This window comes from Pseudomonas sp. FA117 (assembly GCF_057370475.1).
The window spans coordinates 1033862-1047714 of record NZ_CM170675.1 but is presented as its reverse complement, the minus strand read 5'-3'; the positions used below and the strand labels follow the sequence as shown (position 1 = coordinate 1047714).

Here is a 13853-nt window from a genome sequence, read left to right as displayed (position 1 = left end):
CGCCAGAAGCGAATTGTTAGACTGCCATCAATTCCAAAATGGAATTCAGACAATGGAATTCAAGCACCTGCGCAGCTTCATCGAAGTGGTTCACCGCGGCGGCTTCACTCAGGCCGCACTCACCCTGCACATCAGCCAGTCGGCGGTGAGCAAACAGGTGGCTCAGCTGGAGGACGACCTGGGCCAGCCCCTGCTCGAACGCCAGGGCTCGCAACTGCACCTGACGGCGGCCGGGCGTATCGTGCTCGAACGTGGCGAGGCGCTGCTGCGTCAGCGTCAGGAGCTGCTGACCGAGCTCGACGATCTCAGCCAGATGGCCCGTGGCGAATTGCGCCTGGGCCTGCCGCTGGTCGGTGGCGAAGCGTTGTTCGCCAGCCTGTTCGCCGAATACCGGCGGCGCTACCCGAACATCACCATCCACCTGGTCGAAGGTGGCAGCCGCATCGTCGAACAGGGCGTGCACAGTGGCGAGCTGGAACTGGGCGGCAGCGTCACCCCAAGCGATCCGGCGTTCGACTTCCAGCCGTTCTGCAACGAACCCCTCGATGCCCTGTTGCCAGACGACCATGCCCTGGCCGGGCTCGCCGGGGTGACCCTGCGGCAACTGGCCGATACGCCCTTCCTGCTGTACCACCGCAGTTTCATGCTCAACGACAAGCTGCTCAGCGCCTGCGAGCAGGCCGGTTTCACCCCGAAGGAAGGCGGGCGCAGCGGCCAGGCCGACTTTCTCGCCGCGCTGGTGGCCGCCGGCCAGGGCGTGGTGCTTTTGCCCAGTGTGGTAGCACGCGGGCTGGAGCGCGATGGTGTGGTGAGGTTGCCGCTGGTCGAGCCGGATCACCTGCGCTGGGACATTGCCTTCATCTGGCGGCGCGGGGCCTATCTGTCCCGGGCCGCACAGGCGTGGCTGGCGTTGCTGCGCGAACGTGATCCGCGGCTCAACCCTTCAACAGATTGACCAACTCCGCCAGCCAGGGCTCGGCATCGGTCTCCGGGGTCACGGTTTCGCTGGCATCCAGGCGCAACATCGGTTGCACTTCGCGCACTCCGAGTTCGGCGAACAGCTCGCGCATCTGCTCGCCGCCGCCGCAGTAGGTGTCACCGTAGCTCGAATCGCCCAACGCCAGTACCGCGCCCGGTAGGCCGCGCCACTCACCGGGCAGCACATCGCGAATGCTGCTGTACAGCGGCATCAGGCTGTCCGGCAGCTCGCCCATCCCGGTGGTCGAAGTCACCGCCAGCAGGGCCTGGGGCGCAAAACCGCGCAGATCCTCGAGGGTGGCACGCGCCGCATGCCAGGCATCGAAACCGGCAGCCTTGAGCAAGGCTTCGGCGTGACGGGCGACTTCTTCAGCGGTGCCGTACACCGAACCGGAAATAATGGCGACTTTCATCAGGAGAGGATTCCGAAACTGAGTGAAAACGTAGGATACTAGCATTCGGCGGTGGCAAAAGGCCGCTCCCCTGAACCCAATGGCCGGGAAGATGATCAACGCGCAATTGCTGCACGCCATGATCGATGCGTCGCACGACGGCATCGTGGTCGCTGAGCAGGAAGGTGACGACACCATCCTGATCTACGTGAATGCCGCTTTCGAACGCCTGACCGGCTACGCGCGCGACGAGATTCTCTACCAGGACTGCCGCTTCCTCCAGGGCGAGGACCGCGACCAGCTGGCACGCGCACGCATCCGCAAGGCCCTGGCCGAAGGCCGGGCGTGTCGCGAAGTGCTGCGCAACTACCGCAAGGACGGCAGCGGGTTCTGGAACGAACTGTCGATCACCCCGGTGTACAACGAGGCCGATCGACGCACCTATTTCATCGGCATCCAGAAGGATGTCAGCCGCCAGGTCGAGCTCGAACGCGAGCTGGCCGAGGCACGAACGCGACTGGACGGGCAACCATCCGTCCACTGACCTGAACCAAACGCCCCGGGCACAGTCCATGGCTATGAAGAACCCACCGACGACGCCCGATCCGAGTCCGACCATGCAAGCAGACGCCCTCCTTACTCAGGATGAGCTGGATTTCATTCAGGACATGCAGCACACCCCCCAATTGAACCTGGCCGATCCGACGTCGAGCCTGCTGGTCAATGGTGATCGTCGTCTGCAGCAATTGCTCACCCGCCTGGTGGCCAACGAACAGGTCACCCTGCAGGCGCAGTTCAACAACCAGCAGATCAGCATCCCGCTGCAACTGGTCGAAGACGAATTCCACGCCCTGCACCTGCAACTGGGCTCTCCGGAAATCTATGAAGACGGCCCTATGCTGCGGCCCTGGCGCCTGTCGCTGGACGAGCCGGCGGCGCTGGTCGATGCCCGCGGCGTGCAGAGCAGCCTGTGGGTGCGTGACATTTCGTTCAAGGGCGTGCTGCTGCAGATGGACAGCCAGGCGCAACCGCCTGCGCGCTTCGAGCTGTACTTCGCACCAAGCGGTATCGAGCCGATCGCATTGCACGGTGCACTGCGCCGGCGCATCGGTCCGGACCTCGCCGCCTACGACCTCAGCCACAGCGCCAGCGACGAAATCGACCGCCTGCGCGAGTACATCCTCCAGGCCCACCGTCGGGCGCACCCGGAGCTGCACACTCAGGTATCGATCTGACCGTTCAGGTACTGACGCAAACGCTGCTTCATCAATCCCCCCTGTGCCCCCAGGCAGCCGACCGGCCCGCCTTCTAGGCTGTCCTGGGCCATCTCGGCGGTTTCGCCCGCCAGCAGCAACGGGCAACCGAGGCCCTGCGCCAGCCGTACCAGGCGCTTGTCCAGCTCGCCGGACGGACGCTGATTGCCGAACAGCACCAGCGCATCCGGTGCGAGGCGCTCGCAGACCAGCGCCAGTTCCTCCACAGGCTGCCCCGCCGCCAGCACCGTGATCGCCACTTCATCACTGCCCAACAGCAACCCTGCGACCAGCAATTCCAGCTCCTTGCAGTCCTGCGACAGGGGTGACAGCAGCACCCGGCGGCTGCTCGGTTCGCGCATCAGTTGCAAGCGCAGCAACACCCGCGCGCGCAGGAACTGATCGAGGAACAGCCACTCGCTGTGCTGCCCGAAGCCGGACCCGGTGCGCAAGGCGTGCCACACCGGCATGAACACCTCGGCAAACACCTGCTCCAGGGCATGGCTGACGAACACCTGCTCGAACAACCGCCCCAGCGCAGCGTTGTCGAACCGGGCCAGCGACTCGCGTATCTGCGCCTGCCAGCGCGCGCTGTCGCCGACGCTGGTGCCGACCCAGGTCTGTTCATCCAGGCGCTGGCTGCGCGCCAGGATGCTGCCGACCTTGCTGACGGCCACCCCTCGGCGCAGCCAGCCGAGGATGCTGCCGATGGCGTCGATGTCGGCCTGCGAGTAGAGGCGATGGCCACTCTCGGTGCGGGTTGGCTGGATCAGCCCGTAGCGGCGCTCCCAGGCCCGCAGGGTCACCGGGTTGACGCCGGTCAGGCGCGACACCTCGCGGATCGGGAACAGTTCCTGGTGCTCCAGCCCACGATCGATCGGGGCGCTCGCTTGTGGTTCTTTCATGGGCGTGACAACTCGGCCTGGTAGATTCGTGACGGGTATTCTACGCCCGGATCGGCCACAGGTCAGTGCAACGGGCCTGTCGATGTCGCCCGCACTGGCCTCGGGCCGGGCTCGCAAGCCTGCACAGTTCGGGTATGCTGGGGCACGAACGAACAGACGAACAGACTGCCCCGCACATGAACAGCCCAATCCTCATCACCGGAGCCAGCCAGCGCGTCGGACTGGCCCTGGCCCTGGCGCTGGCCGAGGCCGGCCATCAGGTGGTCAGCGCCAGCCGCAGCATCCGCCCGCAGGCCCCACACCCGAACATCGAGCAGTTCCAGGCCGATCTCACCCGCGAGGACGACCGCCTGGCCCTCGTCGAACACCTGCAGCAGCACTACGACGGCCTGCGCGCGATCATCCACAACGCCTCGCTGTGGCTGGACGACGACCTGCGCAGCCTGGAAACCATGTTCCGCCTGCACGTCGAGGCGCCCTACCACCTCAACCTGGCCCTGGGCGAACAACTGGCCAAGGTCGAGAAGGCCGACATCATCCACATCTGCGACGAAACCTCCTCGCGCGGCAGCAAGAGCCATATCGGCTATGCCGCGACCAAGGCCGCGCTGCAGAACATGGTGCTGTCGTTCGCCGAAAAATACGCGCCCAGGGTGCGCGTCAACGGTATCCTGCCGGGCCTGCTGATCCTCAAGGAAGGCGGCGACGAACAGTACCGCCGGCAGACCCTGCAAAAAGCCCTGCTGGAATTCGAACCCGGTGCGCAGCCGCTGATCGAGGCGGTGATGTTCCTGCTGCACAGCCAGTACAGCACCGGCAGCCAGGTGGTCATCAACGGTGGCCGCCATCTGAAGAACCGCATGACCTGAGAGAATCGCCATGACTGAGCAACAACAGCTCGAACTCGAAGCCGCCGCGTTCCGGCGCCTGGTCGACCACCTGCAAAAGCGCACCGACGTGCAGAACATCGACCTGATGAACCTCTCCGGCTTCTGCCGCAACTGCCTGTCCAAGTGGTACAAGGCCGCCGCCGACGAGCGCCAGGTCGAACTGAGCCTGGACGACGCCCGCGAAGCGGTGTACGGCATGCCCTATGCCGAGTGGAAAGCCCAATACCAGAAAGAAGCCAGCGCCGAGCAGCAAGCGGCGTTCGAACAAGGAAAACCCCGTGACTGACCTGAACACCCTGCGTAGCAGCCTCGCCAGCGGCGAGCATGTTTTCGCCGACACCCTGGCCTTCGTCGCCGCCCACTACAGCTACCAGCCGCAGGCCTTCGACAACGGTGGCGTGGAAAACGCCGCCGGGCAGAACGAAGGCTCGTGCAAGACCCTGGGCCTGGCCCTGCTGGAAGGGCTGAGCGACCAGGAAGCACTGCTGGCCTTTGGTGAACACTACCGCAGCGTACTGGCCACTCCCGAGGGCAGTGACCACGGCAATATCCGCGCACTGATCAGCCACGGCCTGGCCGGGGTGAAGTTCGCCGCCCAGCCGTTGACCCGCAACGCCTGAGCGAAGCGGCCGGCGCAGCAGTAGTCGCGCCGGCCCCATCACCTCATGCGCTGTCCCGGCACCCGCTCCGACAACACGCCATCACGCAACCACTGCAGCGCAATCGGCCACAGGTTCTCGCGAAAGCGATCGTGGAAGAACGCGAAATGGCCGACCTCCTGCTCACCGATATCCGCGGGCCTGACGCGCAGATGGCTGGGTTCGGCATGCTCCAGGTACCCCAGCAGCCGGTCCGTCGCCGCAACAGTGCCGAATGGATCGTCGCTCAGGCTCACCGCCAGGGCTGCAGCCTGAACCTGGGCAAACGGCCGTACCGGTAACAGCCTGCCGCTTGGGCGCTGTTCATAGCGCGACGTCGGTGTACTCCAGTCACGCACCACTCCGGCCGGGGTGTCTTCCATCCAGCCCAGGCGCTTGCCGGGGAAGTAGCCCAGCGCGCGGGTGAGCAGCGGCATCAGCACGTGCCACTTGCCGACCATCCGCCAGCGCCCCGGGGCAGCGTAGTCACGCCAGTAGGCAAACTGCGCGCCGACCATCACCAGCCGCTGCACCTGCCCGGCCGAAGGCGCAAGGCCAGTCGCCCAGCCTCCGAAACTGTGCCCGACCACATTCACCGGCTGGCCAGGAAACTCGACGCTGGCGCGCTGCAGCATCGCCTCGAAATCGAGCCGGCCCCAATCGCTCCACGACGCCTGGAAGCCGCGCAGCGAAGGCGGGCGCGACTCGCCGATACCACGGTAGTCGTAGCTCAGCACGTCGAAGCCGTGGGCGAACAGGTAGTCGGCGAAACGCGAGTAGTAGCGGCAGCGCACCGACGTCGCGGCATTGATGATCACCAGCGGGCGCCGGGGATCGGCTTCGGCATGGCGCCATTGGAAGCCGCCGAGGCTGTAGCCGTCGGCAGCTTCATGGCGAAAGGCAGTCGCGGGTTGGGTCAGGCTGCTCATGGCGGGCTCCCTGCGACGTCGCGCCGGGAGGCGGACGACGTTTCTTGTCATCCGCCCACGCTAGCAAACTTTTCGCTGCCTGTACCGGTTTCAGGCAGTGGCCGACGCCCGTGCCACCCCGGGCTTGCGCAGCACCTCCAGGCGCGAGCCGTCGTAGCGCGTCTCGCGGAACAGTTTCCAGCGCCCGAACAGACCGTACACATGCATCACCCGGCCCTGCTCGTGATAGCCCATGCGCAGGTGCAGCTTCATGGCCGGCACGTTGTGGGTCTCGACCACATCCACCACCTTGTGGCAGCCCTTGGCATGCATGGCGTTCCACAGCTCGACCTGGGCCGTCACCGACAACTCGCTGCCGAAATAGCGCCGGGTCATCTCGCCACCGAACTCGAAGAACTCGCCCGGCTTCACCGGAAAGGTGCAGCCGTAGTAGTGCTTGTCGTAATAGTCGACCACGCTGGCCCAGATGAACGCCACTGCGTCGCCTTTTTCATCGAGGTACATGTGCCCGGTGTGACCTTCGGCTGCCAGTTCACGCATGGTCTGCACGCGGTCACCGAAGTAGCGCGCGAAGGCATCGGCGTTGTCGGTGGTGATCTGCACCAATGTCACCGGGGGGTGTTCCTTGAGGGTATACGGCGGCACCGGGCTGACCAGGTCGCGTTCCATCCACAGCAGTTCCCAGTGGAAGAACACGTAGCGTTCGATGAACGTCTTGAAGGTACGCTTGAGACCCTTCTGGCGGATCCGTTCTTGTAGTTTTTGCAATGCGCGCATGCTGCCTCCCCGGCCCAGGCGAGATTGCCGGACCAATAGCTGCTGTATAGATCAGGGAGAAAGCGCCCATGGCAAAGGGCCAGACAGGGATTTGTTGCAGAATGTTAACAAGACCCAGTAGGGAACCGCACAACCGTGACAAACGGCTGCGCGGTCAAGGCCTTGCTTACAGCTCGATGCAGTCGAACCGTACGTCGGTGGCCACGTCTTCGTCGTAGTTGACGTCAGCACGCTCGAAGCCGAACAGGTTGAGGAACTGTTTCTTGTAACCGGCATAGTCGGTCAGTTGGAACAGGTTCTCGGTGGTGACTTGCGGCCACATGGCCTTGCAGGCGTCCTGTACGTCGTCGCGCAGCTCCCAGTCGTCCAGGCGCAGGCGGGCCTTCTCGTCGACCTCGGCCGGGGCGCCGTCGGCGCGGTACAGGCGGTCGCGGAACATGCGGTCGAGCTGGTCTTGGGTACCTTCGTGAACGCCCTTCTCCTGCATGATCTTGAAGACCATCGACAGGTACAGCGGCATCACCGGGATGGCCGAGCTGGCCTGGGTGACCACCGACTTGAGCACGGCAACATTGGCGCCGCCCTTGACTTCACCAGCCAGCTTCCTGTCCAGGCGCAGGGCGGTTTCGTCCAGGTCCTGCTTGGCCTGGCCCAGGGCGCCGTGCCAGTAGATCGGCCAGGTGATTTCGGTGCCGATGTAGCTGAAGGCCACGGTGCGCGCGCCTTCGGCGAGCACGTCGGCGCCGGCCAGGGCGTCGATCCACAGCTGCCAGTCCTGGCCACCCATGACGGTGACGGTGTCGGCGATTTCCTGCTCGGTGGCCGGCTCGATGCTGGCCTCGATGATGGTGTCCTTGTTGGTGTCGATGGCGGTCGACTTGTACGGCTGGCCGATCGGCTTGAGCGCCGAGCGGATCAGCTCGCCGGTCTGTGGCAGCTTGCGCACCGGGGAGGCCAGCGAGTAGATGACCAGGTCGACCTTGCCACCCATCTCGTTCCTGATCAGCTCGATCACCTTGGCGCGGGCTTCGTCGGAGAAAGCGTCACCGTTGATCGACTTGCTGTACAGGCCCTCGGCCTTGGCGAACTTGTCGAAGGCGGCGGCGTTGTACCAGCCTGCGGTGCCGGCCTTGGTCTCGGTGCCCGGCTTCTCGAAGAACACGCCCAGGGTGTCGGCCTTGAAGCCGAAAGCCGCGGTGATGCGGGCTGCCAGGCCGTAGCCGCTGGAGGCACCGATCACCAGGACTTTCTTCGGACCATCCTCGCGCACGCCCAGCTTGCGGGTGGCTTCGATCTGGTCACGGACGTTGAGCTCGCAGCCCTTGGGGTGAGTCGTGGTGCAGATGAAACCGCGTACCTTGGGATGAATGATGGCCAATGTCTGTACCTCGTCAGGTTTATGCTGGGGAAGCGCCGCGAGGGCGGTTCCGATTGATCAGAGGGTGAGACTACCCCCGCAAGTCATCCGACACATATTACGGGGTCAAGGCCCCAAGCAAAACCCGAATCCAAAACCGACGCGTTTCTTGTAGGAGCGGCGGTTCGGCGCTCCCACAAGAATTGACTGCTCAGTGGGGGTCCAAGGCTTCGCGCAGCCACGCCAGAAACTGGCGGGCCAGCGGATCATCCTGGCTGTCACGGTGCACCAGGCAACTCCATGCAGGCCCGCGTACCCGCTGCGCCGACAGCGCCTGCAGGCGCCCTTCGTCCACCAGTCGCTGCGCCAGCAACTGGCTGACCAAAGCAATCCCCAACCCCTCCCCCGCCGCGTCCAAGAGCAGCCCCGGGTCGGAAAAGTTCAGCCCCTTGCCCTGCTGCCCGACCGCCTCGCCGCCCTCCAGTTGCCAGTGGCTCCAGTCCATTTCGCGCTCGCCGTGCAAGGTGGTGCGGCGTTCCTGCGCGGTTGCCAGCAGCGACGGATGGCACGCCGGGTACAGCTGGTCGTGATGCAGCACGGCAAAGGTGCATTCGGCCTGGGCATCGAGGTCGTCGCGCACGGCCAGGTCGATGGTCTGGGTGGCCATGTCCGGCGCCTCGAAGCTGGTGAACAGCCACAGGTCCACCTGTGGACAACGCGCGTGGAAGTCCGCCAGGCGCGGCAACAGCCAGTGCCGGGCAAAGGCCGGGGTGGTGTTGACCACCAGTTGGTTGGGCTTGCGGTACTGGTCCAGTCGGCGGATGCCCACCGCCAGTTGCTGCAGCAGGATCTGCGTGGTGCTGAGCAGGTCGTGCCCGGCATCGGTCAGGCTGACGCTGCGCCCGGCCCGATGGAACAGCGGTTGTTCCAGGTAGCTCTCCAGGCTGCGGATCTGCTGGCTGATCGCCGACTGGGTAAGGTTCAGCGCCTCGGCCGCCTTGTGAAAACTGCCCAGCCGCGCCGCAGCCTCGAAGCCGCGCAGGGCATTAAGGGGTGGCCAGTGTTTGAGCATGATCGATAAGCCCTGCTAATCAGAAATACGCTAAATCTATCGTTAGTCTGCGCCAGTTCATAGCCATATCATGGACGACAACACCCGCGACGGCGGGCTTCGTTGATAAAAATCACTAATACTTTGGAGCTAACCATGGACCTGTCCATCGCCAGCGGCTGGCGCATGCCCGCCGAATGGGCCCGCCACGCCGCCACCTGGATGATCTGGCCGCACAACCAGGCCGTGTGGGAGTCCGGCTGGAACGTGACCCTCGCCGACGTGCAGCGCGACTATGCCCGGGTCGCCAGCGCCATCGCCCGCTTCGAGCCGGTGAAGATGGTCGTCGCGCCGTCTGCCGTGGCCAGCGCCCGCGCCCTGTGCGGCGCCGGCATCGAACTGATCGAGCTGGACGTGGACGACAGCTGGTGCCGCGACAGCGGGCCGACCTTCATCGCCCACCCGCAGCACGGCCTGGCCGGCCTGAGCTGGCGCTTCAACGCCTGGGGCGGCAAGTCCGAGCATGACCTGGACCGCAGCCTGGGCCGGCGCATTCTCGACCACCTGGGCATCGACGGTTTCAGCACGCCCCTGTGCAACGAAGGCGGGGCAATTCACGTGGACGGTGAAGGCACCCTGATCACTACCGAATCGGTGCTGCTCAACCCCAACCGCAATCCCGGCCTGAGCAAGGCCGACTTCGAGGACTGCTTCGCCCGCCTGCTGGGCATCCGCAAGACCATCTGGCTGCCGGGCGATCCGCAGTACGTCACCGGCGACATGACCGATGGCCACGTCGATGGGGTCTGCGCCTTCGCCCGGCCTGGCGTGCTGCTGGTCGATGCCACCCACGAGCAGGGCTCGGTCTACGCCGAAGTCGCCCGGGAGAACCGCCGCGCCCTGGAACTGGCCCGCGACGCCCAGGGCCGCCGATTCGAGCTGCTCGAGCTGTTCGAAGCCAGCGCCGCCGTGGACCCGAACGCCGCGGTGTTCTGCGCCTCCTACACCAATTTCTACCTGGCCAACGGCGCAGTGATCATGCCCGCCTACGGCATCGACGCCGACCAGGCCGCCGCGCGTCAGCTGGCCCTGGCCTTCCCCGAGCGCGAGATCGTGCCGGTGCGCATCGATCACATCGCCTACGGTGGCGGTGGCATCCATTGCATCACCCAGCAACAGCCGGCCTGGCCGGTGGTGGAGGAGCGCCCATGAGCCGGCTGCGCATTGCCACCACGCAAATGAGCTGCGACTGGGACCTTGCGGCCAACCTCGACCGTGCCGAGCAACTGGTGCGCCAGGCCGCCGCCCAGGGCGCGCAGGTGGTCCTGCTGCAGGAGCTGTTCGCCACGCCGTACTTCTGCATCGAGCAGTGCCACAGCCACCAGGCGCTGGCCCAGGACTACCACGATAGCCCGCTGCTGCGCCGCTTCGCCGCGTTGGCCAGGGAGCTGGGGGTGGTGCTGCCGCTGAGCTGGTACGAGCGCGCCGGCAACGCCTTCTTCAATTCACTGACCGTGGCCGACGCCGACGGCCGCCTGCTGGGGGTCTACCGCAAGACCCATATCCCCAACGCCATCGGCTATCAGGAGAAAGAGTACTTCAGCCCCGGCGACACCGGCTTCAAGGTCTGGGACACCGCCTTCGGCCGCCTGGGCATCGGCATCTGCTGGGACCAGTGGTTCCCCGAGACTGCGCGCTGCCTGGCACTGCTGGGCGCCGAGGTGTTGTTGTTCCCCACGGCCATCGGCTCGGAGCCCGGCGCCGCCGACCTGGACTCGCGCGACCACTGGCAGATGGCGATGCGCGGCCATGCCGCGGCCAACCTGCTGCCGGTGGTGGCCGCCAACCGCATCGGTCATGAAGTGGCGCGCAGCGACGAACAGCTGTCGATGCGCTTCTACGGCTCCTCGTTCATCTGCGACCACAAGGGCGCCCTGCTCGCCGAAGCCGATCGCGACGGCAGCGGCGTGTGGCTGCACGACCTGGACCTGGCGCGCATGCGTGAAGACCGCCTGAGCTGGGGCATCTACCGCGACCGCCGTCCCGAAATGTACGCACCGTTGATGACCCTCGACGGCCGCACACCAACACCGACGAGGGCCTGAGCCATGCCACGCCGTCCATCACCGCTGTTCGCAGCCCTCGCCCTGGCCTGCTGCGCGTCCGTCGCCCAGGCGCAGCAAGAGGCCTTGCGCCTGTACAACTGGGCCGACTATTTCGCCGAGGACACCCTCAAGCGCTTCACCGCCGAAACCGGTATCCCGGTGATCTACGACGTCATGGACGGCAGCGAAGTGCTCGAGGCCAAGCTGATGTCCGGACGCAGCGGCTACGACCTGGTGTTTCCCGGCGATACCGTGGCCGAACGCCTGATGCGCGCCGGCAGCCTGCAACCGCTCGACCGCCGGCAACTGACCGCGCTGGACGACATCGACCCCGGCCTGCGTGCCCTGCACGCACGCTACCCCAAGGCCAGCCAGGCCACGGTGCCCTATACCTGGGGCACCATCGGCCTGACCTTCAACGCGGCGAAGATCCGCGAACGCATGCCCGATGCGCCGCTGGACAGCCTCGACCTGCTGTTCAAGCCCGAGCTGGCGGCCAAGTTCGCCGATTGCGGCATCTCGATGATCGACTCGCCCGACGAGGTGCTCGCCGTGGTGCTCCACTATCTCGGTCGCGAGCCGCGCAGTGCCAGGCGTGAAGACCTGGCAGCCGCCAGCGAGCTGCTCAAGTCGATCCGCCCCTACGTGCGCAAGCTGCAGTCGCAGCCGGTGACCGAGTTGGTCAACGAGAACACCTGCCTGTCGCTGGGCTACAGCGGCGACGTGATCCAGGCCCAGCGCACCGCCGAGGCCGCCGGCAAGTCCATCGACTTCCAGTACCGCGTACCGCGCGAAGGCACCACGGTATGGATGGACACCATGGCCATCCCCGCCGACGCGCGCCACCCGGACTACGCCTATCGTTTCATCAACTTCGTCATGCGCCCGGAAAACATGGCCGCGATCAGCAACTTCACCGGCTACCCCACGGCCAGCGCCAAGGCCCGCGCACAGGTGGATGCACGCATGCGCGACAACCCCGACATCTACCTCGATGCCGCCACCTATGCCCGGCTGATTCCGGGCAAGGACATCCCCCAGGCCGACATGCGTGCGCGCATGCGCGTCTGGACCCGTTTCAAGACTGCCCAGGACTGACCCATGCCGACCCGCCGCACCTTTCTCCAGCACCTGTCGATCGCCGCTGGCCTCGGCGCCGCCGCATGTTTCGGCCTGCCGCCGGGCAGCGCCCGCGCCAGCGAGGCAGGCCGCTGGTTCATGCCCGACGAGGGTGAGCCGCAGCAGCGCGCCTACCTCGCCTTCGGCGCCCAGGACGCCATCTGGGAAGACTTCACCGAGGACGTGCAGGCAGCCCTGGGCCGCATCGCCCGGGCCATCGCGGTCTACCAGCCGGTGACGGTGTTCTGCCGGGCCAGCGAGCGCGACATTGCCGAAGAAGAATGTGGCAGCCACAACGTCACCTATGTCGAAACCGAGCTGGACGACATCTGGATGCGCGACATCGGCGCCAACTTCGTCCTCGACGACGACGGCGCCCTGGGCGCGGTGGACTTCAACTTCAACGGCTGGGGCGGCAAGCAGCGGCACCGCTACGACGCCAGGCTGGCCGCCCGTGTAGCCAGCTTGGCCGGCGCCGGGCACCAGCGCAGCGAACTGGTCGGCGAAGGTGGCGGCATCGAGGTCGATGGCCACGGCACCGGCATCATGACCGAGAGCAGCTGGATCAACGCCAACCGCAACCCCGGCTGGAGCAAGGCCGAGGTCGAACAGGAGCTCAAGGCGCGCCTGGGCCTGCGCAAGATCATCTGGCTGCCTGGCATCAGGGGCAAGGACATCACCGACGCCCACGTGGACTTCTACGCGCGCTTCGCCGGCCCCGGCATTGTCGTCGCCAACCTGGACAACGACCCGGCCTCCTACGACCACGCGGTGACCCGCGAGCACCTGCAGATCCTGCGCAACGCCACCGACGCCGACGGCCGGAGATTGCAGATCCACACCCTGTCGCCGCCGCTGTCACCACGGCGTACCCGCTTCAGCCAAGGCAACCCGGATTTCGCCGCAGGCTACATCAACTATTTCGTCATCAATGGTGCAGTGATCGCACCGCAGTTCGGCGACCGCAAGGCCGATGAAGACGCCAGGTCGCTGCTGGAGAAACTGTACCCGGGGCGTGCGGTGGTGCAGCTGGATATCGACGCCATCGCAGCAGGCGGTGGCGGGATCCACTGCGTGACGAACCAGTGCCCGGCGCTGTGAACTGCTCAGGATCCGCGGCAAATGCGCGGTCTTTCATGCGTGTGCAGGAAAAAGCCCCAGCGTAGTGTTTTCAACGCCTGCAGCACGATAAATCGCATTTTTTACGCGGCTTTTTCCCTGCCACCCAGTGATTAACACTGGCCAAATGCCGCCTCAGATGGGAACCTTTACGTCCCCGGAGACGTCCACTCCCCTGCAACCCGTTTCGGTTCAGGGCTGGTTTCACCAGCATTCACGAGCCTGACGGGGCTCGACTCATGGCGTGTACGCCCTGCCTCGCAGGCGTCGCGCTGCTACTCGCGAACACACCACCCGCCTCCCGCACGGGCCGGCTACGAAGAAGTGTGTCCGCCGACGA

General features: G+C 65.7%; 16 protein-coding genes. 10 read left to right on the top strand and 6 right to left on the bottom strand.

Annotation, left to right across the window (positions count from 1 at the left end; genetic code table 11):
• Window positions 1–52 precede the first annotated feature (52 nt).
• The gene (locus tag AC1TXO_RS04915; protein WP_486405280.1) at window positions 53–955 is read left to right on the top strand and encodes a LysR family transcriptional regulator; all 903 of its coding nucleotides are present in this window, start codon (window positions 53–55) and stop codon (window positions 953–955) included.
• Here AC1TXO_RS04915 and AC1TXO_RS04910 read toward each other — a convergent pair.
• Window positions 936–1391, bottom strand: a complete 456-nt coding sequence (locus tag AC1TXO_RS04910; RefSeq protein WP_486405279.1) for a flavodoxin — start codon at window positions 1389–1391, stop codon at window positions 936–938. The genes AC1TXO_RS04915 and AC1TXO_RS04910 overlap by 20 nt on opposite strands.
• Window positions 1392–1482: 91 nt before the next feature.
• Between AC1TXO_RS04910 and AC1TXO_RS04905 the strand changes: the two genes are divergently transcribed.
• Together AC1TXO_RS04905 and AC1TXO_RS04900 are read left to right on the top strand one after the other, a co-directional pair.
• Entirely contained in the window at window positions 1483–1914 is a 432-nt protein-coding gene (locus tag AC1TXO_RS04905; RefSeq protein ID WP_486405278.1) for a PAS domain S-box protein, read from the top strand.
• Window positions 1915–1987: 73 nt separating this feature from the next.
• Window positions 1988–2605, top strand: coding sequence for a hypothetical protein (locus AC1TXO_RS04900; protein WP_486405277.1), 618 nt, complete (start codon window positions 1988–1990; stop codon window positions 2603–2605).
• Here AC1TXO_RS04900 and AC1TXO_RS04895 read toward each other — a convergent pair.
• The gene (locus AC1TXO_RS04895) at window positions 2590–3528 is read right to left on the bottom strand and encodes a MerR family transcriptional regulator (protein WP_486405276.1); all 939 of its coding nucleotides are present in this window, start codon (window positions 3526–3528) and stop codon (window positions 2590–2592) included. The two genes, AC1TXO_RS04900 and AC1TXO_RS04895, sit on opposite strands and share 16 nt — an antisense overlap.
• A gap of 176 nt (window positions 3529–3704) precedes the next feature.
• Between AC1TXO_RS04895 and folM the strand changes: the two genes are divergently transcribed.
• Genes folM through AC1TXO_RS04880 form a run of 3 tightly spaced genes read left to right on the top strand, consistent with a single transcriptional unit; the run spans window position 3705 to window position 5038 of the window.
• Window positions 3705–4397, top strand: coding sequence for a dihydromonapterin reductase (folM, locus tag AC1TXO_RS04890; protein WP_486405275.1), 693 nt, complete (start codon window positions 3705–3707; stop codon window positions 4395–4397).
• Window positions 4398–4407: 10 nt separating this feature from the next.
• Window positions 4408–4704 (top strand): DUF1244 domain-containing protein, encoded by a 297-nt coding sequence (locus AC1TXO_RS04885; protein ID WP_063543065.1) that lies wholly within the window; start codon window positions 4408–4410, stop codon window positions 4702–4704.
• Window positions 4697–5038 (top strand): HopJ type III effector protein, encoded by a 342-nt coding sequence (locus tag AC1TXO_RS04880; RefSeq protein WP_486405274.1) that lies wholly within the window; start codon window positions 4697–4699, stop codon window positions 5036–5038. The genes AC1TXO_RS04885 and AC1TXO_RS04880 overlap by 8 nt, the downstream gene beginning before the upstream one ends.
• A gap of 38 nt (window positions 5039–5076) precedes the next feature.
• On the opposite strand, the gene AC1TXO_RS04875 is transcribed toward AC1TXO_RS04880, so the two are convergent.
• From AC1TXO_RS04875 to AC1TXO_RS04860, 4 genes are all read right to left on the bottom strand, one after another.
• Window positions 5077–5985, bottom strand: coding sequence for an alpha/beta hydrolase family protein (locus tag AC1TXO_RS04875; protein WP_486405273.1), 909 nt, complete (start codon window positions 5983–5985; stop codon window positions 5077–5079).
• 90 nt (window positions 5986–6075) lie between these two features.
• On the bottom strand, window positions 6076–6762 hold the full coding sequence (locus AC1TXO_RS04870; protein ID WP_486405272.1) for an N-acetyltransferase: 687 nt from the start codon (window positions 6760–6762) through the stop codon (window positions 6076–6078).
• A gap of 166 nt (window positions 6763–6928) precedes the next feature.
• On the bottom strand, window positions 6929–8140 hold the full coding sequence (gene fabV, locus AC1TXO_RS04865) for an enoyl-ACP reductase FabV (protein WP_486405271.1): 1212 nt from the start codon (window positions 8138–8140) through the stop codon (window positions 6929–6931).
• 190 nt (window positions 8141–8330) lie between these two features.
• Window positions 8331–9191, bottom strand: coding sequence for a LysR substrate-binding domain-containing protein (locus tag AC1TXO_RS04860; protein ID WP_486405270.1), 861 nt, complete (start codon window positions 9189–9191; stop codon window positions 8331–8333).
• A gap of 135 nt (window positions 9192–9326) precedes the next feature.
• On the opposite strand from AC1TXO_RS04860, the gene AC1TXO_RS04855 reads away from it, so the two are divergent.
• From AC1TXO_RS04855 to AC1TXO_RS04840, 4 genes are read left to right on the top strand one after another with little or no spacing between them, the layout of a single operon-like run.
• Window positions 9327–10382: an agmatine deiminase family protein gene (locus tag AC1TXO_RS04855; RefSeq protein WP_486405269.1), complete on the top strand. Its 1056-nt coding sequence runs from the start codon at window positions 9327–9329 to the stop codon at window positions 10380–10382.
• Window positions 10379–11275 (top strand): N-carbamoylputrescine amidase, encoded by an 897-nt coding sequence (aguB, locus tag AC1TXO_RS04850; protein ID WP_486405268.1) that lies wholly within the window; start codon window positions 10379–10381, stop codon window positions 11273–11275. The genes AC1TXO_RS04855 and aguB overlap by 4 nt, the downstream gene beginning before the upstream one ends.
• A 3-nt stretch (window positions 11276–11278) precedes the next feature.
• Window positions 11279–12373, top strand: coding sequence for an extracellular solute-binding protein (locus AC1TXO_RS04845; protein WP_486405267.1), 1095 nt, complete (start codon window positions 11279–11281; stop codon window positions 12371–12373).
• Window positions 12374–12376: 3 nt separating this feature from the next.
• Window positions 12377–13495 (top strand): agmatine deiminase family protein, encoded by a 1119-nt coding sequence (locus AC1TXO_RS04840; RefSeq protein WP_486405266.1) that lies wholly within the window; start codon window positions 12377–12379, stop codon window positions 13493–13495.
• Window positions 13496–13853 lie beyond the last annotated feature (358 nt).

Coding starts and splice junctions, on each gene's coding strand:
- AC1TXO_RS04915 (WP_486405280.1), top strand. CDS start 53: ATGGAATTCAAGCACCTGCGCAGCTTCATCGAAGTGGTTCACCGCGGC.
- AC1TXO_RS04910 (WP_486405279.1), bottom strand. CDS start 1,391: ATGAAAGTCGCCATTATTTCCGGTTCGGTGTACGGCACCGCTGAAGAA.
- AC1TXO_RS04905 (WP_486405278.1), top strand. CDS start 1,483: ATGATCAACGCGCAATTGCTGCACGCCATGATCGATGCGTCGCACGAC.
- AC1TXO_RS04900 (WP_486405277.1), top strand. CDS start 1,988: ATGCAAGCAGACGCCCTCCTTACTCAGGATGAGCTGGATTTCATTCAG.
- AC1TXO_RS04895 (WP_486405276.1), bottom strand. CDS start 3,528: ATGAAAGAACCACAAGCGAGCGCCCCGATCGATCGTGGGCTGGAGCAC.
- folM (WP_486405275.1), top strand. CDS start 3,705: ATGAACAGCCCAATCCTCATCACCGGAGCCAGCCAGCGCGTCGGACTG.
- AC1TXO_RS04885 (WP_063543065.1), top strand. CDS start 4,408: ATGACTGAGCAACAACAGCTCGAACTCGAAGCCGCCGCGTTCCGGCGC.
- AC1TXO_RS04875 (WP_486405273.1), bottom strand. CDS start 5,985: ATGAGCAGCCTGACCCAACCCGCGACTGCCTTTCGCCATGAAGCTGCC.
- AC1TXO_RS04870 (WP_486405272.1), bottom strand. CDS start 6,762: ATGCGCGCATTGCAAAAACTACAAGAACGGATCCGCCAGAAGGGTCTC.
- AC1TXO_RS04860 (WP_486405270.1), bottom strand. CDS start 9,191: ATGCTCAAACACTGGCCACCCCTTAATGCCCTGCGCGGCTTCGAGGCT.
- AC1TXO_RS04855 (WP_486405269.1), top strand. CDS start 9,327: ATGGACCTGTCCATCGCCAGCGGCTGGCGCATGCCCGCCGAATGGGCC.
- aguB (WP_486405268.1), top strand. CDS start 10,379: ATGAGCCGGCTGCGCATTGCCACCACGCAAATGAGCTGCGACTGGGAC.
- AC1TXO_RS04845 (WP_486405267.1), top strand. CDS start 11,279: ATGCCACGCCGTCCATCACCGCTGTTCGCAGCCCTCGCCCTGGCCTGC.
- AC1TXO_RS04840 (WP_486405266.1), top strand. CDS start 12,377: ATGCCGACCCGCCGCACCTTTCTCCAGCACCTGTCGATCGCCGCTGGC.